Below are 21,685 nucleotides of genomic sequence, written 5' to 3' on the forward strand. Positions count from 1 at the left end.
TTAGGCACTGTCCGGTGGTTCGTGACTGACTCACCGGACGCGCCCTCGGGGGCTGCCTCGCAAGCGAGGAGCCTCTCTGCCCGTTCGGGTGAATGGCGCATATATGACGTTCCGCTTGGGCAATTGCGGTACGACTCGAACCAGCCGCCGAGTCGGGCCCAACCCACCTTGCTCGAAAGGCATGTAGCCATGCGTCGTATCGCCGCCGTCATTCTAGGAACCGCCGCGCTCCTGGGCGCCCTCACCACACCCGCCATCGCCGACACCGATGACAGCACGGTCGTCAACACGGCCGCCGCCACTGTCGAAACGGTCCAGAACTTCATTACGGGCGCCGAGGGCATCGTCGAGAGCCTGACCAAGGGTGCGTAGGGCCTACCCCTGCGCCCACGCCCCCTGAGTGGCGCCCAAGCCCCAAGGGGGCTTGGGGTGACCGCCCTCTCGCGGGCGTCGCCCGCTTCAGTGCAGGCCGAGCCACGGCCCGCCAGGAGCGGGCGCACTCTTGTACGGGACTACTCCGACCGGGGGACGCATTAACGTTTCGTCATCCCGGTTCGGTCGGGGCAAGGCTTACACGTGCGGTGCGCTGGGCAGTGCGGGGTTGCCTGAGTAACCCCCTGCGACGTGAGGATTCCACCTGATGCGCCTACGCGCCATCGCATCCGCCGCTGCCTGCGCCCTCACCCTTCTGCTCACCGCTCCCGGCCCGGCCTCCGCCGCTGAGGGCGAGTTCTCCTACACCTACGTCGACGCGAATGGAGCCAACCAGTTCGGCTACCTGAACAACCCGGTAAGCAAGGAATGCATCGTCATCCCGCAGGCGGCAGACCCGGAGAAGACCAAGCCCGCGTTCGCTGCCAATAACAGGGCCAGCACAAAAGCCACGACATGGTCGGAGACCAACTGCACCGGCAACCGATACTCCGTCAAGGCCAAGACTGGCGTAGGCAATGCCCGGCAGAAGTTCCGCTCGGTCAGGTTCTCGTGAACTCCTGCGCCCCGGTACAAGCCCCACCAGGACCCGCGCCGGGGCGCACGGACGGAACGATTCACCGTCAGGTTCGTCACGCGACCTGTCGGGACAACGCGCCTAGGGCCAAGGCGGCACCCAGGTCGATGGCGTCCCAGACCGTTCCGCACCACCGGCACGTGACCGTGGTTGCCCCGGGGACGTAGCGCAAGACGGCACCGCACGCCTGCGTGGGGTCATCGGTCGCGGGGGCGGGGCAGTGGCCGATACGACGGGCGCGCCGGGCAGGGTCGAGGAAGCCCGTTGCGTCGCTGTGCAACTCGGCGATTTCCCGCGCGAAGTCGTCCACGGCAGCGTGCTTTTCAACTGCCCAGGGGAGGTTGGTACGCAGTGCGGCGGCGGCCTCGGTGAGCGGGTCTGCACGGTACGAGGGGGGCGCCCATTCGAGGTGGTCGTGCCAGTCGGCGAGCCAGCTGTCGAGCGTGGCCGTGGCGGCGGCGATGCGGTCGAGGATGTCGAGGCGGATCGGTGCCTTCGGTTCGCTGCTGACGCGGGCGCGAGGGCCGTCGAGTCCGCGGCCGGAACCGGGAGTGAGTAGGCCGTGCAGGTCGTGTACGAGGTCCGGGAGCTGGTCGAGGTGATCGGCAATCCGTCGTTCACAGGGACGGCAGGCGTATCGGTGCTGCTCGGTGTCCCACAGGGGTCGGGGACAGATGATGCAGGTGGGGCGGTCGGTGTGCGTCATTGGCGCTTCTCTTCGTTGCGGGCGGCGTCAGCCGGCGGAATGGGCTATGGCGTCCTCGGGGGTGATGTCGCCGACACAGAGGGCGCGGAGGGCCGTCACTACTTCCCCGTGTCGGCGAGTGGTGCTCAGGAGGGTGTCGGCAATGTGGGCGGCGGTGGCGAGCCGCTCGTAAAGGTCGTCCAGGCGGGCGTCCGTGATGGTGCTCGCGGTGTCCCGGATCATGCGGCGGCGGCCTCCGTGCGTGTGACCAGGCGGCGGGTGGTGGGTCGGTAGCCGTGTTCTGCCTCGGTGTGGCCGCCCCAGATGCCCCACTCCCGGTTCTCGAGCGCCCAGGCACCGCACGTGGCACGGATCGTGCAGCCGGAGCAAATGCGCTTCGCCGCGACTATGCGTTCGGCGTGCTCGTCGGGCAGTTCCTGCCGGTCGGGGGAAAAGAACAGCTCGGGGGCGGACGTGCAGGGCACCCGGTAGTCATCGCTGCGGGGGACGTAGGGCGGTGGACTGATCTTGAAGGGGAGCACGTCGGGATTCCTTCGGGATGTGGCGGCCGGTGGCGGCGAGGAGTTCGGCCAGGGGGCGGCGGCGGGCGGTGGGGTCGGCGGCGCGGATGCGCTGGGCCCGGACGGCGGCGAGGTAGGCGGGGATGTCGTCGGGGTCGGCGTCGGGGATCTCCGGTGGCTGCCCGGGGCCGTGGATGTGGCGGGACCGGCCGGCGCGCAGCTCGCGCACCTTGGCGGTGATCTCGCCGACGGCCACGAAGGCTTTGCCGCTGTCCACGAGGGCGACGACGGCGGCGCGGGCGTCGGCGAGGCTGTAGGGGGCGAGGACGTCGTGCCAGGCGTCCGGGGTGTACTCGTCGAAGCGCTGGCCGGGGCAGATGGCGCGGACGTAGCGGGTCAGGGCAACCGTTTCTTCAGGGGTCACGCGATCAGGGCTTTCTGTGCGTCGGTCTCGGCTGCGTCTTCGGCGGCCATGCGGGCGCGGGCGCGTTCCATGGCTCGGGCGAACTGGTCGTCCGCGGCGGCTTGGTGCCGTTCCACGACGGGGCCGGGGGTAGGTGCGGCGGGTGCGTCGGTGGGGGTGTCGGGCAGGGCGTCCCAGACCTTCAGCAGGTAGCGAATGGTCCTTGGCGGGTTGGCGGGGTTCCATGCGCGGCGTGCGGCGTCCACGAGCCGGTCGGCGGGGATGCGGTCGAGGTGTCGGCGGAGTGCATCGCGGTCGCTGCTGTCGGTCCGCCATCCCACGTGACATCCGGCCGCGGTGAGCTGATCCGCAAGGGGCTGTGCGAAGGCAGGGACGCCGGCCGCCTCCGGCCCGGTCGCTGTGCGCTGTGGGGGGTGAAGGGGGGACTGTTCTATCCCGTCAGGGATAGAACTCGGGTCGGGACGGGTCGGGTCAGCGTGCGCGCCCGCGAGGCGTCCGGCGTGACGCACCCCCTTGACCTGCGGCGCCGCCGGAGAATGCGGCGTCGAATCAGCGTCGTTTCGTGTGCGCTTCGGGCGTGAACCGGATGTGGATCGCGCGCGGTTCGTCCCCGAAGCAGCGGCAGTTTTCGCCGCTCGTGCTTCACGTTGGCGCTCCGCGGCGCGCTCGCGGTCGGCGTTGACGCGGGCCCGGGAGGGGTTGGTGTCGAGGAAGTCGTGGACGAGGTAGTCGCCCGGGTCCGGCTGCGGGCAGCGCGCGCATTCGTGCCCGGCGGTGTGCAGCAATCCGACGGCGGACAGCTTGCGGATCTGCGGGGCGGTCCCGTACTCACGCACGACCGCGCCCGGGACGATGCCGTCCGTCAGGTGCTGCCCCGCATACGAGATCACTCGCACGAGCAGACCGGCGGCGGCGTTGCCCGCCCTGATGATCTTCGGGTGTGAGTGGAAGCCGTCGTCCAGCCGCGCCCACATGTTTCTGTTCCCTCCCCTGGTACTGATGACTGCACGCGGCCCGCCGGTCCTGGTCGCCGGTCGGGCGCGTTCACACTGCGGGCGCTGTCTCCTCCGGCGCCGCGGTGATGCGGTAGACGCTGATGCGGTGGCCGTGCGTCGCCGGCGACGTGCTCGGCACCGTCCGGCCGGTGGCGGTGATCGTGCCGGACGCGGCCAGGCCGCGCACCGCGGCGCCGAGGAGCCCGTGCGGCAGGTCCGGGAGCAGGTCGCGGAAGTCGTTCGCGGAGAACTCCGGCCGCGTCAGGCCGTGGTCGACAATCAGCGCCTGGACCAACCGGAGTTGGTCACGGCCGACCGTTGCCCGAATGCGCTGCAAGAGCTGGTTCGCGCGGCGCTCGGCACGGAACTGCGCAACATGAACGGTCCTCGGCGGTGCGGTCATCGGACGTCACCACCGCGGTGCCGGCCACGTCGGCGGCCGGGTACGCCTTCGGCGTGGAGCAGCCACGCCACGGTCGCACCGGCTACGAGCAGGGATCCGATGATGATCCAGGCACTCATGCCGCGCACCGGTCATCTGTCCTGCGACCGGACCGGTCGCGCTTCGGCCGCGGTGCCCGGTTGAGCGGGTTGAGCTCGGAGTTGGACCGGGAGTCGGCCGCCTCGCAGGCATCCAGGTAGGCGTCCAGCTCGGCGAGCCGGTAGACGACGTGGCCTTCCATGCGGAAGGACTTGGGTCCGCGGCGGCGGTGGCGCCAGGTGCGCAGGGTGGGGACGGCAACGCCGAGGTACGCGGCGGCCTGCGCGGTGCGCAGGACAGCGGGCCGGATGACGTCCCCCTGGGCCGCGGATGAGCCGATGACGGCACCAGTGATCACAAAACCCCCCTGGGTTCAGCGGGGACCTTGTTGCACCCCGCGCCATCAACTTAGACAACGAAGGGCAACGAAACAAGCGATCAAAACCATTCGATTGACATCGTTGGCTCGTTGGCGTTCCATGGCGTTGCAACGCGTTCCCATGCGTTGCAGATCAAGAGAGGGGGGACGTACCTTGGCTATATCCAGGGGAACCACGAGCCAACGACGGGGCAAGGATCGTGAACGAGTCAAACGAGCGCTGGCAGCGACTCGGCACCGCCCTGCGGCAGGAACGGGAACGCCAGGGCCTGAGTCAGCAGCAGCTCGCCGACCGGGCCAACGTGTCCGTGGGCAGCGTGAAGAACGCCGAGAAGGGCGTGGCACCGAAAGGCCGCCGCCCGTACACGCTGACGAATATCGCGGACGCCCTGAAGTGGGCGCCCAGTTGCATCGACGACATCCTGTCGGGCGGCCCCGCCCCCGCGCCGGCCACCCCGGTCGTAGAAGTGCAGCCGAGCCTGGACCGGGTCTCCCAAGCCATGTACGGCGCACTCAAGTTCCAAATGGCGTGCCAGCAGCACGGGGCCCCGCCGCAGGCGATTGCGGATTTCGAGGCGGCCACTCAAAGGCTGTTCGCCGCCACCATCCGGGCACAGTCGGAACGCCCCAGGCTGACGCAAGAACACTTCGAAGCGGTCGCCCACTCGCCCAAGGGCGACGGCGGACCCGAGAGCGACCGTCGCGCGGTGGAGGAAGCCATCCGCCAGTTTGACGACGAAAACCTGTAACAACCCCGTTCCAGACATACCCCACTTCAAGCGAATACCACGATGAATGCCACTTGCACGTACCTGTGCATCCATTCATGATCAGATGGCTACTTCTCGCTTGAATTGGGGGAACGAACGATGACCCATGCCTTCGATCGGAAAGGCCGCATCGCGCGGCTTTCACTGGTCGGCCCCGTGTGCACCCGTGTGCCGGAAACCGCCGGCGAGCCCTACTCCCCTTGGGAGCGGGCCGAAGAACTCGGCTTGCACATTCGGCATGCAGAGCTTTCCGACTCGTGGGCATGGTGGGTGCCGTCCCGCCGCCTGATCATCGTCGCCAACCGCCTCACGACCGTCCAGGAGCGTTGCGCGCTCGCCCACGAGCTGGAGCACGCGCAACGCGGTGACGTCGACTGTCGCGGGATCGAGCACCCCTCCGCCCGGACGTGGGGTCGCCGGCAGGAGAGCCGCGCCGATGAGGCGGCGGCCCGCCGGCTGATCTCTACCGCTGCCCTTGAGGCTGCGATGCGCTGGGCGCACTCCTACGAAGAAGCGGCGCAGGAGCTGCAAGTCACGGAGCACATGCTTCGTGTGCGGCTTCGCCTGTACAGAAACGAACTTGAATGCCTGGATACATTGAGGATCGCTGGCTGACCAAGAAGAAGGACCCGGTCACCGGAAAGCGCAAACGGACTGCCCGTTACGGCATAGGAAAGCGTTACAAGGTGGCCGGTATACCCGGCGTCGCGGACTGCTCCTTCAACCTCCTTGAAGACGCCAAGACTTGGCTCTCCACTTCGCAGACCGACAGCACCCGAGGCACCTTCATCGACCCGCGCGACGGAAACGTCACGCTCCGGTGGTACGTCGAGGAGAAGTGGTGGCCGACCCTTCGCGTGCCGCCGGGGACAAAGGAGTCGATGCGGCCCCGCGTCTTCAAGCACATACTCCCGCACGTCGGCCACTTGATGCTGAACCAGATTGGCTTCGACGAGGTCAAGGAGTGGCAGACCCGAGCCGAGGAGGACATCGACGTCAACACGCTGCGGACAACGTGGCGCCACTTCTCCAGCATCATGCAGGCCGCGCACAAGGCGAAGCGCATCGGCGCGAACCCCTTTCGTGACCCGGACCTGAAGCCACCGAAGAAGCCGGAGAGCAAGGCAAAGGCGTGGCCGCTCGAAACGGTCACGGCGGTGCGGAGAGCCCTTGCCGGCAGGTACCGCGTGCTCGTGGACCTCTCCGTCGGCTCAGGGCTCCGGCAGGGCGAAGCGTTCGGCTTCTCCCCGGAGGACATGGACGGTGACGTCATCCAGGTGACCCGGCAGGTCGTCAAGATCGGCGGCAAGCTCGCGTTCGCCCCGCCGAAGGGCAACAAGACCCGTGAGGCGCCCTGCCCGCCCGAGCTCGCCGAAGCCGTCAATGCGCACATCGCCGAGTTCGGCACGGTGGACGTCACGCTGCCGTGGGTCGACCCTGACCGGCCGAACCTTGCGTGGGACAAACGCCCGCTGGTCACGGTGCGTCTGCTGGTCACCACCACGCGCACCGGCGGGAAGAGCGGCGGTGCGATCAACCGGTCCACGTTCGACGAGAAGCACTGGAAGCCGGCCCTTGTCGCGGCCGGTGTGATCCCGGAGCCGGAGATCACCGTCGTCCCGCGGCCCGGTCGCCCGTCACTGCGGCGCGTGAAGTGGTCCATGCCGCGCGAGGACGGCTTCCACGCCCTCCGCCACACCTTCGCGTCGATCGTCCTGGCGGCCGGCGAGACGATCGTTCAACTCGCTGCCTGGCTCGGTCACAGCGACCCGGCGTTCACGCTGCGGACCTACGTGCACTTCATGCCGAAGTCCGGGGCCCGGGGCGTGGCCGCCCTCGGCTCGCTGCTGGCGTTCGCCGCCCGCGCGGCGGTACAGACGCAGGCCGGGACGCAGAGAGCTCCGGCGGATTCTCCCCAGATTCTCCCCAGGGCCAAAAAAGAAGCCCCCTCTGAGCCTGTTTTCGCAGGTCAGAGGGGGTTAGAGGCGGACGAGTCGGCCTGTACGCCGGGTTCTGTCACCCGGGTCCCTTGCGGGGCCCGGGGTAGCGGCCATCCATCTAGGCCTGCCGTTGCCGGCAGGCTCGTGCGGTCTACCCGCGGACTCGGGCGGGCAGCCCTCGATCGTCCGCGCAGGGCCGCCGCGAAGGCGGCCCCTCTTGACCTTGCTCCGGGTGGGGTTTACCTAGCCGCCTGAGTCACCTCAGGCGCTGGTGGTCTCTTACACCACCGTTTCACCCTTACCGGAAGCCTCGCGGCCTCCGGCGGTCTGTTTTCTGTGGCACTGTCCCGCGGGTCACCCCGGGTGGGCGTTACCCACCACCCTGCCGTATGGAGCCCGGACGTTCCTCGGGGGATCCGAAGACCCCACGCGGCCGCCCGGCCGGCTCGTCCGCCGTGCCGACCATGCTACCTGGCGGGGGCTGTCACGATCGCCCCGGGAGAACCGGGAGGCCGTCGCGGCCGCTCCCGGTCAGGCCGGGGCGAACCACACCTTGTCGCGGCCGGGGTCCGCTTCGATCACCCGGACGCGCATGCGGTGCCCCAGGGGCAGGGGAGGGCCGTCGCCGTCGCCCTCGATGTGACCGATCACCGCAGGCTCGTAGAGATGGACCGTGCCCGCGGTCGGGCGGTCCGCCTGCACGTCCACCACGTAGGCGTCGAAGACCTGGCCGATCCGGTCGCGCAGCAGCGCCGCCTCGACCAGGTCCACGCACTCCCGCTCCACCTGGCCGGCGCGCCGCGCCCCCGTCTCCATTTCTGCGGGCAGGGCGTCGAGCGCGGCGCGCACCCACTCGGGCGGGTCGGTGCCGGCGGCCGCGGCGAGGCACAGTTCGCCGGTGTAGCGGTCGACAAGGCGGCGCAGGGGGGCGGTGCAGTGCGCGTACGGGGCGGCGAGGGCGGCGTGGCCGGGGTCCGCGGGCAGCGGGCGTTCCGCGGGGCGTTCGCGGTCGAAGACGGTGTAGCCCGCGCCGCGCAGCAGCGCCGTGCACTCCTGGAGGAAGGCCGCGTGCTGGGGGTGGGAGGGGTCGAGCGCGCGGACGACGACCGCGTACGGCATGTTCTCCGGCCAGGTGACGCCGAGGGCGCGCGCCACGCGCCGCAGCCGGTCGACCGCCCGCTCGGGCGCGGCGGGCAGGGTACGCAGGATGCCGGTGCCCGCGCGCAGCATCAGGCCGGCCGCGGCCATGCCGGTCATCAGGGATATCTGGGCGTTCCAGCCGTCCGCGGGCAGGGGCGTGCGGTAGGCGAGCGCGTAGTGGCCGCCGCGGCGCACGATCTCCTGCTCGGGGACGTTGAGGGAGATGCCGCCCCGGGCGCGCTCCAGCGCCTCGCGCCGCATCCCGATCTCGCGCAGCAGGGCCAGCGGCTCCTCGGCCCTGCCGGAGTCCACGGCGGCCTGGACGGCCGCGTAGTCGAGCCGGGCCCGGCTGCGGACGAGCGCGCGCCGCAGGTCCGTCCCCTCGACGCGGCCGTCGGCGTCGAGGTCGAAGCGCCACAGCAGGGCGGGCCGGCTGTGGTCGGGGAGCAGGCTGGCCGCGCCCTCGCCGAGGACGCCGGGGTGGAGGGGGACGCGCCCGTCGGGGTAGTAGAGCGTCATGACGCGGCGGTGCGCCTCGGCGTCCAGGGCCTGGCCGGGGCGGACGAAGGCGGCGACGTCGGCGATCGCGTAGTGCACGCGGAACCCTCCGCCGCCGCGCCGTTCCAGGTACATGGCCTGGTCGAGGTCCATCGAGCCGGGCGGGTCGATGGTGAACAGCGGCAGTCCGGTGGCGTCGTACGCCGGGAGGCGCGGCCGGCGCGCGGCCTGCTCGGCCTCCGCGAGGGCGTCGGCGGGAAACTCCTCGGTCACCCCGGTGTCCTCGCGGAGCCGGCGCAGCGCCGCCCGCAGAGGGCTGCCGTCCGCGTCGGTCACGTGCATCTTGCGGCGAGGCATGGGACGAGCGTATTTCCGGTGCGGGCGTGGGGCACGGCGAGCGTGGCGCGCGGCGTCGGGGCCGGGAGCCGGGGGCCGGGGTCGGCGTTAGGCTCGTCGGGGCGTGCGGGGAGGCCGGGCGTGCTGGGCGTTCCGGTGCCGGCGCCGGCGGACCGGTGCCGACGGGCCGGTGCCGCTGCCGCGCGGCCCGCGGCCTCTGCTCGCACCGACCCGTATCCGTACCGATGGGAGAAGACACCGTGCTCGTGCTGTTGCCGCCGTCCGAGGGGAAGGCCGCCGCCGTCGGTTCCGGCGCCGGGGCCGCGCTGGAGGCCGGTGCGCTGTCGCTGCCGGGGCTGGCCGCGGCGCGGGAGACCGTGCTGGCGGAGCTCGTGGAGCTCTGCGCGGGCGACGAGGACAAAGCCGCGGAGGTGCTCGGCCTGTCCCCGGGGCTGCGGGGCGAGATCGCGAAGAACGCGGCGCTGCGGACGGCCGGCACCCGCCCGGCGGGCGAGGTCTACACCGGCGTCCTCTACGACGCGCTCGGCCTGGCCTCGCTGGACGCGGCGGCGCGGGAGCGGGCGGAGCGCTCGCTGCTGGTCTTCTCGGGGCTGTGGGGAGCGGTCCGGGTCGGTGACGCGATCCCCTCGTACCGCTGCTCGATGGGCGTGAAGCTGCCGGGCCTGGGCGCGCTGGGCGCGTACTGGCGCGGCGTCATGGACGACCACCTGCCGCAGGAGGCGGGCGACGGGATGGTGCTCGACCTCAGGTCGGCCGCGTACGCCGCCGCGTGGAAGCCCAAGGGCGCGCTCGCCGAGCGGACGGCGACCGTCCGGGTGCTGCAGTCGAAGGTCGTGGACGGGGTGGAGAAGCGGTCCGTCGTGAGCCACTTCAACAAGGCCACCAAGGGCCGGCTGGTCCGGGACCTGCTGACGGCGGGCGCGGAGCCGGCCGGGCCGGCGGAGCTCGCGGAGGCGCTGCGCGGCCTCGGGTACGCGGTGGAGGGCGGCGCGCCCGCGAAGGGCGGCAAGCCGTGGGCGCTCGACGTGGTGGTGACCGAGCTCTGAGGGCCCCTCGCGGCCCTTCGTTGCATATAGTGCAACGGCTGTTGCGTTAAGTGGCGGCGGTGCGCAGGATGGCCCCGTGACCGCCGCCACGCCCGTCCCGGCGCCCGCCTCCGTCCTCGGCCTCGCCCCCGTCCTCCCCGTCGCCGTCCTCTCCGACGCGTCCGACGCGGTGCCCCTCGCCCGCGCGCTCGTCGCGGGCGGGCTGCCGGCGATCGAGGTGACGCTGCGGACGGAAGCGGCGCTCGATGCGATACGGGCCGTCGCCGCGGAGGTCCCGGAGGCGGTCGTGGGCGCGGGGACCGTCCTCTCCCCGGCCGGGGCGGAAGCGGCGGTCCGCGCCGGCGCCCGCTTCCTGGTCAGCCCGGGCTGGACGGACCCGCTCCTGGAGGCCCTGCGGGGGACGGGGCTGCCGTTCCTGCCGGGCGTCTCGACGGTCTCGGAGGTCATGGCCCTGCTGGAGCGCGGGGTGAGCGACATGAAGTTCTTCCCCGCGCAGGCCGCGGGCGGCACGCCGTACCTCCGGTCCCTGGCCTCCCCGCTCCCCGGCGCCCGCTTCTGCCCCACCGGCGGCATCGGCCCCGGCACGGCCCCGTCCTACCTGGCCCTGCCGAACGTCCCCTGCGTCGGCGGCTCCTGGATGCTCCCCCCGGCCACCCTCGCCCGCCACGACTGGCCCCGGATCACACAACTGGCCACCCGGGCGGCCCGGCTGGGGCCCGGCGCGACGGCCCCTGCCTGACGGATCACGGCCCGCTACGACCCGAACGTGAAGTCGGAGTGGTTCGTGGCCAGTTGCCTGCCGTCCGGGCCGTATGCCGTGACCTGCAGCTGCCAGCGCACCGACGGGGTCGGGACGAGGAACGTGGGGTGCCAGTCCGTGCTGTCCCAGGCCAGGACCGGGGAGCCGATCACACTGTCGCCGCTCATGCTCTGCTTGGTGACGTCGTTGTAGGTGTGCCACCTGATGCTGGCCGTCCGGCCCTTGAGGCCGGTGAAGGTCACGTTCACCTGGACCTTGGTGACCGTTGGGGTGACCGGGCCTTGGGTGAGGACGCTGACGACCCGTGCCGACACCGCGGGCGAGGACGGTGACCGGGTGCGTGAGGGCGTGCCCGGCAGGGACGGCGTTCCCGCGCCGGCGGAGCCGGCCGAACTACCCGAGCCGCCCGTGCCCCCTGTGCTTCCCGAACCCCCCGAATTCCCCGAACCCCCCGAGCCCCCCGTGCCTCCCGGACTCCCCGGTCCCGCAGGGCTCGACGAGCCGGCCGGGGCCGGTGGGCTCGTCGCCGGCGGGGGTGCGGTCGTCGGGTCGCGCCCGCCCGCCTCGTCCGCCTCGAAGGGGCCCGCCTTGAAGAGCACCGGGAGGATCGCCGCCAGCACCACGGCCAGGCCGGCGGTCACCCAGTACTTCCACACGTGGGACCAGAAGCGGTTCTCGGGTGGTTGTGGTTGCGGTTGTGGTTGCGGAGGGTCTCCGTCGTGGCTCACCGCGCCACCTCCCCCGTGGTGTCCGGCCTCGCCTCCTGGGACGGTACACCTGGAACGAGTCGTTCGGGCGGGTACGGAGCAGGCGCGGCGGAACTGCCGGCGAAGGCCGTGACGCGGCTCTTCACAGGCGCCCCAGCGGCGCGCAATCTGAACGGCATGACCCCCCTCTCCGCAAACCCCTTCACCCTCGGAGTGGCTTCCGGCGACCCGCTGCCGGACTCCGTCGTGCTGTGGACCCGGCTCGCCCCCCGGCCCCACGAGCCGGGCAACGGCCTGCCCGCCGAGGGCGCCATCACCGTCCAGTGGGAGCTCTCCGAGGACGACGCCTTCCGCCGTGTCGTGCGCAGCGGCACGGCCGCCGCCCCGGCCGCCGACGGCCACACCGTCCACCTGGACCTGTGCGGCCTCGAACCCGGCCGCGCCTACTGGTACCGCTTCCGCGCCGAACGCTGGATCAGCCCGGTGGGCCGCACCCGCACCGCGCCCCGGGCCGACGCGTCCGTCCCCGCCGCCCGCTTCGGCCTGATCTCGTGCCAGCAGTACGACGAGGGCTACTACACCGCCCTCGGCCACCTCGCCCGCGAGGACCTCGACGCGGTGTTCTTCGTCGGCGACTACATCTACGAGAACGCCATCGACGCCCGCGCGGGCGCCCGGAACTACACCGAGCCGCTGCCGGAGTTCTACAACCACTGGACGCACACGCTGGAGGACTACCGCCAGCGGTACGCCCTCTACAAGTCCGACGCCGAGCTCCAGGCCGCGCACGCCGCCCACCCCTGGTACGTCACCTGGGACGACCACGAGGTCGAGAACAACTACGCGGGCGACGTCTCCCAGGACAACGACCCCGTCGACCGCTTCCGCGCCCGCCGCGCCGCCGCGTACCGCGCCTACTGGGAGAACATGCCGCTGCGCAGCACCCAGCGGCCCACCGGGCCGGACCTGCGCCTCTACCGGCGCTTCGGGTACGGCCGCCTCGCGCAGTTCGACCTCCTCGACACCCGCCAGTACCGCTCCGACCAGGCCTACGGGGACGGCTGGCACACCCCCGGCCCCGAGTCGCAGGACCCGGCCCGCACGATCACCGGCGCCGCGCAGGAGCGCTGGCTCCTCGACGGTTTCCGTACCTCCACCGCCACCTGGAACGTCGTCGCCCAGCAGGTGTGCTTCTCCCAGCGCAAGGAGACGCCCGGCGAGTCCTCCCGGGTGAGCATGGACACCTGGGACGGCTATCCGGCCTCGCGCGCCCGCGTCCTGGCCGGCGCCGAGCGGGCAGGCGTCCGGAACCTCCTGGTCCTCACCGGCGACGACCACACCCACTGCGCGTACGAGGTGAAGAAGGACTTCGACGACCCGGACTCCGCCACGCTCGGCGTGGAGTTCCTCGGCACCTCCGTCTCCAGCGGCTTCGACGGGCAGGAGCGCCCCGAGGACTGGGAGACGGCGCGCGCGGCGAACCCGCACCTGAAGTACTACGACGCCCGGCGCGGGTATGTCGTCGTCTCGCTCGACCCGGAGCGCGTGCGGGGCGACTTCCGGACGGTGTCCGGGGTCACCACGCCGGGCGCGCCGGTCTCGACCGCCGCGTCGTTCGTCTCGGAGGCGGGCGCTCCGGGGCTCCGGGAGGCGTGACGGCCAAGTGCCGGCCGGTGCCGCCTTCCGGTGCCGCCTTCCTGGGGCGGCGCATCAGGCCAGTGCGTCCCGTCACACCCGCCCCCCGAATAACGTGTAAGACCCAAGCATGGGCCGCGGTCATGACACCATGGTTGAACTGAAGACAACCACGGAGCACGGAGCGCGACGCATGACGGACCCCGGCCAGGACACGGCCGAGCAGGAGCAGCAGCCCGCCCGGCCCGCCGGACACTCCACGGGCCCCGGCATAGCCGGGGCCCGTGCCGCCCGCGCCACGGGCCTCATCGTCACCCTCGTCCTCGGCGGCCTGACCGCGCTGCCGCCGCTCTCCATGGACATGTACCTCCCGGCCCTGCCGGAGGTCACTGGCGCGCTCCGCAGCCCCGCCGCGACCGTCCAGCTCACGCTCACCGCCTGCCTCCTGGGCATGGCGCTCGGCCAGCTCGTCGTCGGCCCCATGAGCGACAAGTGGGGGCGCCGCCGCCCCCTCCTCGCCGGCATGGCCGTCTACGTGGTGGCCACCGCCGCCTGCGCCCTCGCTCCGAACGCCGGGCTGCTGATCGGCTTCCGCCTGGTGCAGGGCCTCGCCGGTGCCGCCGGCATCGTCATCGCCCGGGCGGTCGTGCGCGACCTCTACGACGGCGTCGCCATGGCCCGCTTCTTCTCCACGCTCATGCTGATCTCCGGTGTGGCCCCCGTCGTCGCACCGCTCATCGGCGGCCAGATCCTGCGCCTGACCGACTGGCGGGGCGTCTTCGTCGTCCTCACCGCCGTCGGCCTGCTGCTCACCCTCGCCGTGTGGCGCTTCCTGCACGAGACCCTGCCGCCGGAGCGGCGCCAGGCCGGCGGCCTCGGCGCGACCCTCCGCGCGATGGGCGCCCTCCTCTCCGACCGGGTCTTCACCGGCTACATGCTCGCGGGCGGCTTCGCCTTCGCCGCGCTCTTCGCCTACATCTCGGCGTCCCCCTTCGTCGTCCAGGACATCTACGGGGCCTCCCCGCAGACCTTCAGCCTGCTCTTCGGCCTCAACTCGATCGGCCTCGTGCTGGTCGGCCAGATCAACGGCAAGCTGCTGGTCGGCCGCGTGAGCCTCGACAAGGCCCTCGCCGTCGGCCTCGTGGTGATCGCCCTGGCCGCGGCGGCCCTGCTGCTGATGGCTTCCGGCGTCTTCGGGAAGGCGGGCCTCGCGCCGATCGCGGGCGGGTTGTTCGTCCTGATGTCCGCGATGGGGCTGGCCATGCCCAACACCAACGCCCAGGCTCTGATGCGCTCCCGCGACGCCGCGGGCTCCGCCTCGGCCCTGCTGGGCACGTCCACGTTCCTGCTGGGCGCGCTGGCCTCGCCGCTCGTGGGCATCGCGGGGGAGGGCACGGCGGTGCCGATGGCGGCGGTGCAGCTGGTCTGCGCGCTCGCGGCGGCGGCGTGCTTCCTGGGCCTGTGCCGGCCCTGGCAGAAGCGCGGCTGAGCCTGCCGGCGGCGCCGGGCCTGCCGTCCGCTGCGGCCGCTTAGACTTTTCCGAATGCACGCCCCCCATTCCCCCCGGTCCGGCGACGAACTGCGCACCGCGCTCGCCGGGCTCCTCGACGGTCTGCCGCCGCGCAAGGCCGCGCAGGCCGTCGACCGGCTGATCGCCAGCTACCGGGGGCTGACCCCCACCGACGCCCCCGTGCTGCGCGACCGCTCCGACGTGGCCGCGTACGCCGCCTACCGCATGCCGGCCACGTTCGAGGCCGTGCGGTCCGCGCTGGAGGCGTTCCGGGACCGGCTGCCGTCCTTCGTACCCGCCTCGCACGTGGACGTGGGCGGCGGCACGGGCGCGGCGACATGGGCCGTGGCCTCCGCCTGGGAGGGCGAGAGCCGGGAGACGACGGTCCTGGACTGGGCCGCGCCCGCCCTCGCGCTCGGTGCCGAGCTCGCCGGGGAGGCCTCCGAGCCGGCCCTGCGCGCGGCCCGCTGGGAGCGGGGGATCATCGGCGACGGCCTGAGGGTGCCGGAGGGCACGGACCTCGTCACCGTCTCGTACGTGCTGAAGGAGCTGACGGACGCCGGCCGCGCCGCGGTCGTGGCCGAAGCCGCCCGCACGGCGCGGGCGGTCGTGATCGTCGAGCCGGGCACGCCCGACGGCTACCTGCGGATCATCGAGGCGCGCGACCGGCTGATCGCGGCCGGCTTCCGCGTGGTGGCGCCCTGCCCGCACAGCGCGGCGTGCCCGATAGAGCCGGGCACGGACTGGTGCCACTTCTCGGCCCGGGTGAGCCGCTCCTCGCTGCACCGGCAGGTCAAGGGCGGCTCACTGGCGTACGAGGACGAGAAGTTCTCGTACGTGGCGGCGGTGCGGGGCGACCTGCCGGAGGCGCCCGCGTCCGGGCCCGCCCGCATCGTGCGCAAGCCGCAGATCCGCAAGGGCCAGGTCCTCCTCGAACTGTGCACGCCCGAGGACGGCCTGACCCGCGAGACGGTGACGAAGCGGCACGGAGACGCGTACAAGGTGGCCCGCGACGCCGGCTGGGGTGACGAGTGGCCTCCGGCCGGGGCGTGACCCGGGCGCGGGAGCTACGGCGCTAGCCCCGTAGCTCCTGTGTGCAGCACTTCACGCTGCCGCCCCCCTTCAGCAGCTCGCCGAGATCCATCCCGATCGGCTCGTACCCCCGTGCGCGCAGCGGCTCGAAGAGCCCCACCGCCGCCTGCGGCAGCAGCACGTGCCGCCCGTCGGACACGGCGTTGAGGCCGAGGGCCGCCGCGTCCTCCTCGCTCGCGATCAGGGCGTCGGGGAACAGCCGTCTCAGCACCTCCCGGCTGCCCGCCGAGAACGCGCCCGGGTAGTACATGATCTCGCCGTCGGTGGTGTCGTCGAGGACGCAGAGCGCCGTGTCCAGGTGGTAGTAGCGGGGGTCGACCAGGTCGAGGCCGATCACCGGCCGGCCGAAGAACTCCTGCGCCTCGGGGTGGGAGAGCGGGCTGCTGCGGAAGCCGCGCCCGGCCAGCAGCCAGGAGGCGGTGACGGCGAAGTCGCCCTCGCCCTCGTTGATGTGCTCGGGTTCGAGCACGTCGGCGTAGCCCCGCTCCCGGAACCAGGCCGCGTGGACCGCGGCCTCGGCGGTCCGCTCGGGATGGGCGAAGCGCGCGCCGAGCACCCGGCCGTCCACGACGGTCGCGCCGTTGGCGGCGAAGACCATGTCGGGCAGTCCGGGCCGGGGCTCGAGCTCCTCGACGGTGTGCCCGAGGGCCAGATAGCGGTCCCTGAGGTCCTCCCACTGCGTGAGCGCGAGCGGCAGGTCGACCGGTTTGGCCGGGTCCATCCAGGGGTTGATGGAGTAGGTGACCTTGAAGTGGGCCGGGGGGCACATCAGATAGCGCCGCGGAGTTGCCGCGCGTGGAGCTGTACTGCGCAAGGAGTGCTCCTCACGGTGGTGTTGGGCACGTACGGGATCGTCGTGCGTGCCCAAATCGTCCACGCTCCACGGGCTTTGGCGCATGAACCGTACGGGTGGTTTACCGCTGGCTCACTCACGCGCCGGTGGTTCCGCTTCGCCCTTCCCGCAACTTCCGCAGCAGTTCCCGCTTCTGGGCCGCCGCGTCGCCGCCGCCTCCGGCGCGCCCGCCCCGGCCGCCGCCGCGCAGGGCGTTGCGGGAGAGGTTGCTGCGCGTGCCGCCGACTCCGAGCATGCCGCCCGATCCGCTCCTGCTCATGGGGTTCTCCCTTCGATTGAGCGAGACGCTCCGTCTCGCTTCGTTTGTCATCATTCAACGAGACGTCTCGTCTTGTCAAGACGATACGTCTCGCTTCATGTAGGGCTAGGATGCCGCCATGACCGACGCCCCGACCCCGCCCCCGTCGCCCTCGCCGTCCCCCAAGGCCCCCGACGCCTCCCGCCGCAGCGAGCGCTCCCGCCGCGCGATCCTCGACGCCGCCCTGGAACTCATCGGCGAGACCGGCTTCGCGAAACTCACCATCGAGGCCATCGCCGCCCGCGCCGGAGTCGGCAAGCAGACCATCTACCGCTGGTGGCCCTCCAAGGCGGCGGTCCTCTTCGAGGCCTGCGTCCTGGAGGGCGTCGACCCCGCCGGCGTCGAGCTCCCGGACACCGGCGACCTCGCGGCCGACCTCAGGACCGTGCTGCGGGCCACCGTCGACGAGCTCAACGACCCGCGCCTCGACGCCCCCACCCGCGCCCTGGTCTCCGAGACCGCCAACGACCCCGAGCTCGGCCGCGCCCTCACCGAGAAGGTCCTCGAACCCCAGCTCCAGGCGTACGCCCGCCGGTTGCGCGCCGCCCAGGAGGCGGGCCAGGTCGACCCGGACGCCGACGTCCGCATCGCCCTCGAACTGCTGGTCGGCCCGCTCTTCCACCGCTGGCTGAACCGCACCCTGCCGCTCACCCACGCCTACGCGGACGCCGTCCTCGACCTCGCCCTGCGCGGTCTCGCGCCGCGCCCGTGACCCGTCCGGCGCAGGCTCCGGACCGGCGGGGACGGCGGACCGGATAGATGGCCCCGCCCGCGCGAGCGGCCGGTCTCACACCCCCTGGATACGTCCGGCGGTCACACCGGGCGCAGGATGGTGGCAGCATTGACCGGAGACCGCGGTCGAAGTGAGGGGATAGATGGAACGCAAGAGCAGGTTCTCCCAGTGGCTGCGCCGTCCCAGGAGCGGAGCGGCCGGCGGTACGGGCACGGGCGCGGCATCCGAGGCCGCCCGCGAGGAACTGCTCCTGGCCGCGGCAGCCGCGGGCTTCCCGCTGGCCCCGGCCGCCCACCCTTCCGGGTACGGCTGTTCCTGTGAGCGCATCGGCTGTCCCACCCCCGGGCGCCACCCCGTCTCCTTCGCCTGGCAGACCCTCGCCACCACCGACGCCGAGAAGGTCACGGCGTGGCTGCGCAGCCAGCCGGAGGCCAATTTCGTCACCGCCACCGGCATCGCGCACGACGTGCTCGACGTCCCCCTGGAGGCCGGCCGGCAGGCCCTGGAGCGGCTGCAGAAGGCCGGCGTCGAGACCGGGCCCGTGGCCACCGTCGCCCCCGACCGCATGCTCTTCTTCACCGCCACCCGCGGCACCCCGGACGACGAGGACGAGTGGTGGCCCTGCGAGCTCGACTGCCACCCCGAGACGATGGACGAGCATCCGGGCCTGCGCTGGCACTGCCGGGGGAGCTATGTGCTGCTGCCCCCCTCGCGGCTGCCGGAGGAGTCCGGCGTGGCCTGGCTGCAGGGCCCGGAGCGGCCGCTGCCGGATCCGCTGACGCTCCTGGAGACCCTCACGGACGCCTGCGCCCAGTACGCGGGCGGCCGCCCCGATCACGAGGCGGCCTGGCCGATCGGCCGCTGACCCGGCAGGACCGGCGCGCTATTCGCCCTGCGCGGCCGTCATGGTGTCGATCCGGTTGAGGAAGTTGATCATCCCGCCGTCCGCGTCCCGCGGGGGCACCTCGACCGCCGCCTCCGAGACCCGCGTGTACGTCACCGAGCGCTTGAGCTCGCCCTTCAGTAGCGCCTTCGTCCGCGGATCGGTGACCGCGGGCCGCAGCCCCTCGGCCATCGTGCGCTTCTCCCGGTGGTGCGCGGTGAAGAACACCAGCGCACCGCCGCCCTTGGTCCGCAGCGCCGGAGCGGGGAAGGCGGGGGCCTTCTCGGGGGTGTCGATGAACTCCGTCCAGAAGGTGGCCGTGCGGCGCACCTTGTCGCGCTCCTCCCGCAGCCCCGTGGTCCGCGGGCCCGGCACGAAGCTGCCCTTGCCGGTGCGCAGGAAGTCGGTGTAGGCGGCGCTCACCTTGCCCGGGTCGGCCATCAGGCCGTGGTCCTTGCCCGCGGCCGTTGGGACGGCCTCCGCGTGGCCGTCCTTGCCGGTGGTGAACTCCGGCACCTTCCCCGGGCTGACGATCGACAGGTAGGCCGCCTTCCACGGCTCCTTCACCCCGTACCGCGTGAAGACCACGAGCCAGCGGTTGGCGTCGCGGTTGCTGCGGGTGTCGGCGAGGAAGAACTTCGGCCAGCCGGCCTGCGCGGGTATCGCGAAGCGGGCGTCGTCGAGGACCAGGGAGGGGTACTTCGGGTTGCCGCCGGGCGTCTGGACGCTCTGCGCCGCCAGGTCGGCCTTGCCTATCTCGGCCAGCGCACCGGTCTCGACCCGGGCGATGACGGCCGGGTCGAGCTTGCGGTAACCCTCGTTGTAGCCGTCGGTGAAGGCCTTGAGGACCTTGGCGGCCTCAGCCCTGCCCACCGACGGGACGATCTCCCGTTCCCCGTGCACCGTCATGCACCCGGTCGCCGTCAGCAGCAGCGCCGCCGCCGTCACCGCCGTCCGCGTCGTGCGCGGTCCGCCGGCCCCCCGTCGTCTCATCGGGCTTCGACTCCTTGGTGGCTGCTCGGTTCGGCGCCACCCTACCCGGGGCGAAGAAGAACAGGAGGGTGGGTACCAGATACAGCGCCCACGCCGCCACCTGCAGCCAGGTCGGGTCCGGCTGGAAGTTGAAGACGCCCTTGAGCAGGGTGCCGTACCAGCTGTCGGCCGGGACCTGCTCGCTGACGTCGAACGCCTTGTCCCCCAGGCCGGGCAGGAAGTCGGCCTCCTGCAGGTCGTGGAAGCCGTAGGCGAGCACGCCCGCCGCGACCACGATCAGCATGGCGCCGGTCCAGGTGAAGAACCTCGCCAGGTTGATCCGCAGCGCGCCGCGGTAGAACAGCCAGCCCAGTACGACGGCCGTGAGCAGCCCGAGCAGCGCGCCGGCCAGCGGCCGGACCCCGTCGTCGGTGGCCTGCACGGCCGTCCAGACGAACAGCGCGGTCTCCAGCCCTTCCCGGCCCACGGCCAGGAACGCGGTGACGACCAGCGCGCCCGTGCCCATCGCGAGCGCGGCGTCCAGCTTGCCGTGCAGCTCCTTCTTCAGGTGCCGCGCGGTGCGCCGCATCCAGAAGACCATCCACGTCACCAGGCCGACGGCGATGATCGACAGCGAGCCGCCGAGCAACTCCTGGGCCTCGAAGGTCATGGTCTGCGAGCCGTACTGGAGCAGCGCGCCGAAGCCCATGCTCAGCAGCACGGCCGCGGCGATGCCGGCCCAGACCGGGCGCAGGGCGTCCCGCCGCCCGGTCTTGACGAGGTAGGCGACGAGGATGCAGACGACCAGGCTGGCCTCCAGGCCCTCGCGCAGGCCGATCAGATAGTTGCCGAACACGCGGCATCTCCTCCCCGGGAAGAACCGGTGATCATGCGAACAGGGCCTTGCCCCACCAGTCGTCCTCGTCCCGGACGCCCGGCGGCACGGCGAAGACCGCCGAACCCACGTGCTGGATGTACTCGTTGAGGGTGTCGTTGCGCGCCAGGTTCATCTGCAGCGGCACGAACCCGTCCCGGACGTCCTTCTGGTACGCGATGAAGAACAGCCCGGCGTCCAGCCGGCCGAGCTTGTCCGTGCCGTCCGTGAAGGAGTAGCCGCGGCGCAGGATCGTCACGCCGTTGTTGCTGTCGGGGTGGGCGAGGCGCACGTGCGCGTCGGGCTTCATGGCCTTCAGCAGCGGCTCGTCGTGCTCGCGCTGCTTGCCGACGGGCGCGCCCTCGGCCTTGTCGCGGCCGAAGATGTCCTCCTGCTCGGCGAGCGAGGTGCGGTCCCAGGTCTCGATGTGCATCCGGATGCGGCGGGCCACCAGGTACGAGCCGCCGGTCATCCAGTCCGGGCCGTCCTTCTCGCCGACCCACACGTGCTGGTCCAGGCGGTCGGTGTCGGTGCCGGCGATGTTCCGGGTGCCGTCCTTGAAGCCCATCATGTTGCGCGGGGTCTGCGCGTCGGGCGTCGTCGAGGACGTCTTGCCGAAGCCGAGCTGCGACCAGCGGATGGCGACCTTGCCCATGCCGATGCGGGCCAGGTTGCGGATGGCGTGCACGGCGACCTGCGGGTCGTCCGCGCAGGCCTGGACGCACAGGTCGCCGCCGCTGCGGGCCGCGTCGAGGTTGTCGCCGGGGAAGACCGGCAGGTCGATCAGGGCCTTGGGGCGGCGGTCCCTCAGGCCGAACCGGTCCTTGCCGTCCTTCTCGAACAGGCCGGGGCCGATGCCGAAGGTGAGGGTCAGCCGGGACGGCTTGAGCCCGAGGGCCTCGCCGGTGTCGTCCGGCGGCAGCTCGTCGTTGCCCGGAACCGCGCCCTCGCCGATCTCGTGACCGGCGGTCATCCGCGCGGCGGCGGCCGTCCACTCCTGGAGCACCTTGACCAGCGCGGCGCGGTCGCTCGTCGTCACGTCGAAGGCGGCGAAGTGCAGCCGGTCCTGGACGGGGGTGGAGATGCCGGCCTGGTGGGCGCCGTGGAAGGGGACCGCGTCCCC

Annotated in this window: 26 protein-coding genes and 1 other RNA gene; 11 read left to right on the plus strand and 16 right to left on the minus strand. The window is 72.1% G+C overall.

What is annotated here, in order from left to right:
• Positions 1 to 189 precede the first annotated feature (189 nt).
• Complete coding sequence (locus V7793_RS04660) at positions 190 to 372, plus strand: hypothetical protein (RefSeq protein WP_335581605.1); 183 nt, start codon at positions 190 to 192, stop codon at positions 370 to 372.
• 268 nt (positions 373 to 640) lie between these two features.
• Entirely contained in the window at positions 641 to 988 is a 348-nt protein-coding gene (locus V7793_RS04665; RefSeq protein ID WP_335581606.1) for a hypothetical protein, read from the plus strand.
• Between the two features lie 76 nt (positions 989 to 1,064).
• On the opposite strand, the gene V7793_RS04670 is transcribed toward V7793_RS04665, so the two are convergent.
• The 7 genes from V7793_RS04670 to V7793_RS04700 form a co-directional block, all read right to left on the minus strand.
• Positions 1,065 to 1,715, minus strand: a complete 651-nt coding sequence (locus V7793_RS04670; protein ID WP_335581607.1) for a hypothetical protein — start codon at positions 1,713 to 1,715, stop codon at positions 1,065 to 1,067.
• Positions 1,716 to 1,742: 27 nt separating this feature from the next.
• Positions 1,743 to 1,937, minus strand: coding sequence for a hypothetical protein (locus V7793_RS04675; protein WP_335581608.1), 195 nt, complete (start codon positions 1,935 to 1,937; stop codon positions 1,743 to 1,745).
• Positions 1,934 to 2,236, minus strand: a complete 303-nt coding sequence (locus V7793_RS04680) for a WhiB family transcriptional regulator (protein WP_335581609.1) — start codon at positions 2,234 to 2,236, stop codon at positions 1,934 to 1,936. Before V7793_RS04680 ends, V7793_RS04675 begins: the two co-directional genes overlap by 4 nt.
• Positions 2,187 to 2,639: a hypothetical protein gene (locus tag V7793_RS04685; protein ID WP_335581610.1), complete on the minus strand. Its 453-nt coding sequence runs from the start codon at positions 2,637 to 2,639 to the stop codon at positions 2,187 to 2,189. Before V7793_RS04685 ends, V7793_RS04680 begins: the two co-directional genes overlap by 50 nt.
• Positions 2,636 to 3,613: a mucin-2 gene (locus V7793_RS04690; RefSeq protein WP_335581611.1), complete on the minus strand. Its 978-nt coding sequence runs from the start codon at positions 3,611 to 3,613 to the stop codon at positions 2,636 to 2,638. The genes V7793_RS04685 and V7793_RS04690 overlap by 4 nt, the downstream gene beginning before the upstream one ends.
• A gap of 70 nt (positions 3,614 to 3,683) precedes the next feature.
• Positions 3,684 to 3,929, minus strand: coding sequence for a hypothetical protein (locus V7793_RS04695; RefSeq protein WP_335581612.1), 246 nt, complete (start codon positions 3,927 to 3,929; stop codon positions 3,684 to 3,686).
• 223 nt (positions 3,930 to 4,152) lie between these two features.
• Entirely contained in the window at positions 4,153 to 4,473 is a 321-nt protein-coding gene (locus V7793_RS04700) for a helix-turn-helix transcriptional regulator (protein WP_335581613.1), read from the minus strand.
• A gap of 221 nt (positions 4,474 to 4,694) precedes the next feature.
• On the opposite strand from V7793_RS04700, the gene V7793_RS04705 reads away from it, so the two are divergent.
• A complete protein-coding gene (locus V7793_RS04705) occupies positions 4,695 to 5,243 on the plus strand; it encodes a helix-turn-helix domain-containing protein (protein WP_335581614.1) in 549 nt (182 codons plus the stop codon).
• Between the two features lie 120 nt (positions 5,244 to 5,363).
• Positions 5,364 to 5,879: an ImmA/IrrE family metallo-endopeptidase gene (locus V7793_RS04710; protein ID WP_335581615.1), complete on the plus strand. Its 516-nt coding sequence runs from the start codon at positions 5,364 to 5,366 to the stop codon at positions 5,877 to 5,879.
• Positions 5,880 to 6,475: 596 nt separating this feature from the next.
• On the opposite strand, the gene V7793_RS04715 is transcribed toward V7793_RS04710, so the two are convergent.
• The 3 genes from V7793_RS04715 to V7793_RS04725 form a co-directional block, all read right to left on the minus strand.
• On the minus strand, positions 6,476 to 6,826 hold the full coding sequence (locus tag V7793_RS04715; RefSeq protein WP_335581616.1) for a hypothetical protein: 351 nt from the start codon (positions 6,824 to 6,826) through the stop codon (positions 6,476 to 6,478).
• 424 nt (positions 6,827 to 7,250) lie between these two features.
• Positions 7,251 to 7,653: RNase P RNA component class A (gene rnpB, locus V7793_RS04720), an RNA gene on the minus strand.
• Between the two features lie 82 nt (positions 7,654 to 7,735).
• The gene (locus V7793_RS04725) at positions 7,736 to 9,199 is read right to left on the minus strand and encodes an RNB domain-containing ribonuclease (protein ID WP_335581617.1); all 1,464 of its coding nucleotides are present in this window, start codon (positions 9,197 to 9,199) and stop codon (positions 7,736 to 7,738) included.
• A 239-nt stretch (positions 9,200 to 9,438) separates the two neighbouring features.
• On the opposite strand from V7793_RS04725, the gene yaaA reads away from it, so the two are divergent.
• Both yaaA and eda read left to right on the plus strand, forming a co-directional pair.
• Positions 9,439 to 10,245 carry a peroxide stress protein YaaA gene (gene yaaA, locus V7793_RS04730; protein ID WP_335581618.1) on the plus strand — a complete coding sequence of 269 codons (807 nt, stop codon included), beginning with the start codon at positions 9,439 to 9,441 and terminating at the stop codon, positions 10,243 to 10,245.
• Positions 10,246 to 10,321: 76 nt separating this feature from the next.
• Positions 10,322 to 10,984, plus strand: coding sequence for a bifunctional 4-hydroxy-2-oxoglutarate aldolase/2-dehydro-3-deoxy-phosphogluconate aldolase (gene eda / locus V7793_RS04735; protein WP_335581619.1), 663 nt, complete (start codon positions 10,322 to 10,324; stop codon positions 10,982 to 10,984).
• Between the two features lie 14 nt (positions 10,985 to 10,998).
• Here the strand turns inward: eda and V7793_RS04740 are convergent, their stop codons facing one another.
• Positions 10,999 to 11,733 (minus strand): hypothetical protein, encoded by a 735-nt coding sequence (locus V7793_RS04740; RefSeq protein WP_335581620.1) that lies wholly within the window; start codon positions 11,731 to 11,733, stop codon positions 10,999 to 11,001.
• Between the two features lie 156 nt (positions 11,734 to 11,889).
• Here V7793_RS04740 and V7793_RS04745 point away from each other — a divergent pair, with 156 nt between their 5' ends.
• The 3 genes from V7793_RS04745 to V7793_RS04755 all read left to right on the plus strand — a co-directional run bounded on the left by V7793_RS04745 (position 11,890) and on the right by V7793_RS04755 (position 15,910).
• A complete protein-coding gene (locus V7793_RS04745; RefSeq protein ID WP_335581621.1) occupies positions 11,890 to 13,368 on the plus strand; it encodes an alkaline phosphatase D family protein in 1,479 nt (492 codons plus the stop codon).
• A gap of 172 nt (positions 13,369 to 13,540) precedes the next feature.
• On the plus strand, positions 13,541 to 14,836 hold the full coding sequence (locus V7793_RS04750; protein WP_335581622.1) for a multidrug effflux MFS transporter: 1,296 nt from the start codon (positions 13,541 to 13,543) through the stop codon (positions 14,834 to 14,836).
• A gap of 54 nt (positions 14,837 to 14,890) precedes the next feature.
• Entirely contained in the window at positions 14,891 to 15,910 is a 1,020-nt protein-coding gene (locus V7793_RS04755; protein WP_335581623.1) for a small ribosomal subunit Rsm22 family protein, read from the plus strand.
• 22 nt (positions 15,911 to 15,932) lie between these two features.
• On the opposite strand, the gene ddaH is transcribed toward V7793_RS04755, so the two are convergent.
• Positions 15,933 to 16,763, minus strand: a complete 831-nt coding sequence (gene ddaH / locus V7793_RS04760; RefSeq protein ID WP_335581624.1) for a dimethylargininase — start codon at positions 16,761 to 16,763, stop codon at positions 15,933 to 15,935.
• A gap of 115 nt (positions 16,764 to 16,878) precedes the next feature.
• Positions 16,879 to 17,061 carry a DUF6243 family protein gene (locus V7793_RS04765; RefSeq protein ID WP_168091894.1) on the minus strand — a complete coding sequence of 61 codons (183 nt, stop codon included), beginning with the start codon at positions 17,059 to 17,061 and terminating at the stop codon, positions 16,879 to 16,881.
• A gap of 118 nt (positions 17,062 to 17,179) precedes the next feature.
• Here V7793_RS04765 and V7793_RS04770 point away from each other — a divergent pair, with 118 nt between their 5' ends.
• Positions 17,180 to 17,812 carry a TetR/AcrR family transcriptional regulator gene (locus V7793_RS04770; protein ID WP_335581625.1) on the plus strand — a complete coding sequence of 211 codons (633 nt, stop codon included), beginning with the start codon at positions 17,180 to 17,182 and terminating at the stop codon, positions 17,810 to 17,812.
• A gap of 163 nt (positions 17,813 to 17,975) precedes the next feature.
• Complete coding sequence (locus tag V7793_RS04775) at positions 17,976 to 18,698, plus strand: bifunctional DNA primase/polymerase (RefSeq protein ID WP_335581626.1); 723 nt, start codon at positions 17,976 to 17,978, stop codon at positions 18,696 to 18,698.
• A gap of 18 nt (positions 18,699 to 18,716) precedes the next feature.
• Here V7793_RS04775 and V7793_RS04780 read toward each other — a convergent pair whose 3' ends face one another.
• The 3 genes from V7793_RS04780 to efeB all read right to left on the minus strand — a co-directional run.
• Positions 18,717 to 19,625, minus strand: a complete 909-nt coding sequence (locus tag V7793_RS04780) for a hypothetical protein (protein ID WP_335581632.1) — start codon at positions 19,623 to 19,625, stop codon at positions 18,717 to 18,719.
• Positions 19,576 to 20,544 carry an iron uptake transporter permease EfeU gene (gene efeU, locus V7793_RS04785; protein ID WP_335581627.1) on the minus strand — a complete coding sequence of 323 codons (969 nt, stop codon included), beginning with the start codon at positions 20,542 to 20,544 and terminating at the stop codon, positions 19,576 to 19,578. Before efeU ends, V7793_RS04780 begins: the two co-directional genes overlap by 50 nt.
• A gap of 31 nt (positions 20,545 to 20,575) precedes the next feature.
• The coding region (efeB, locus tag V7793_RS04790) for an iron uptake transporter deferrochelatase/peroxidase subunit (RefSeq protein ID WP_335581628.1) at positions 20,576 to 21,685 on the minus strand (1,110 nt) is incomplete at its 5' end.

It is taken from the genome of Streptomyces sp. KLMMK (assembly GCF_036961605.1).
GTDB classification, from domain to species: domain Bacteria; phylum Actinomycetota; class Actinomycetes; order Streptomycetales; family Streptomycetaceae; genus Streptomyces; species Streptomyces telluris.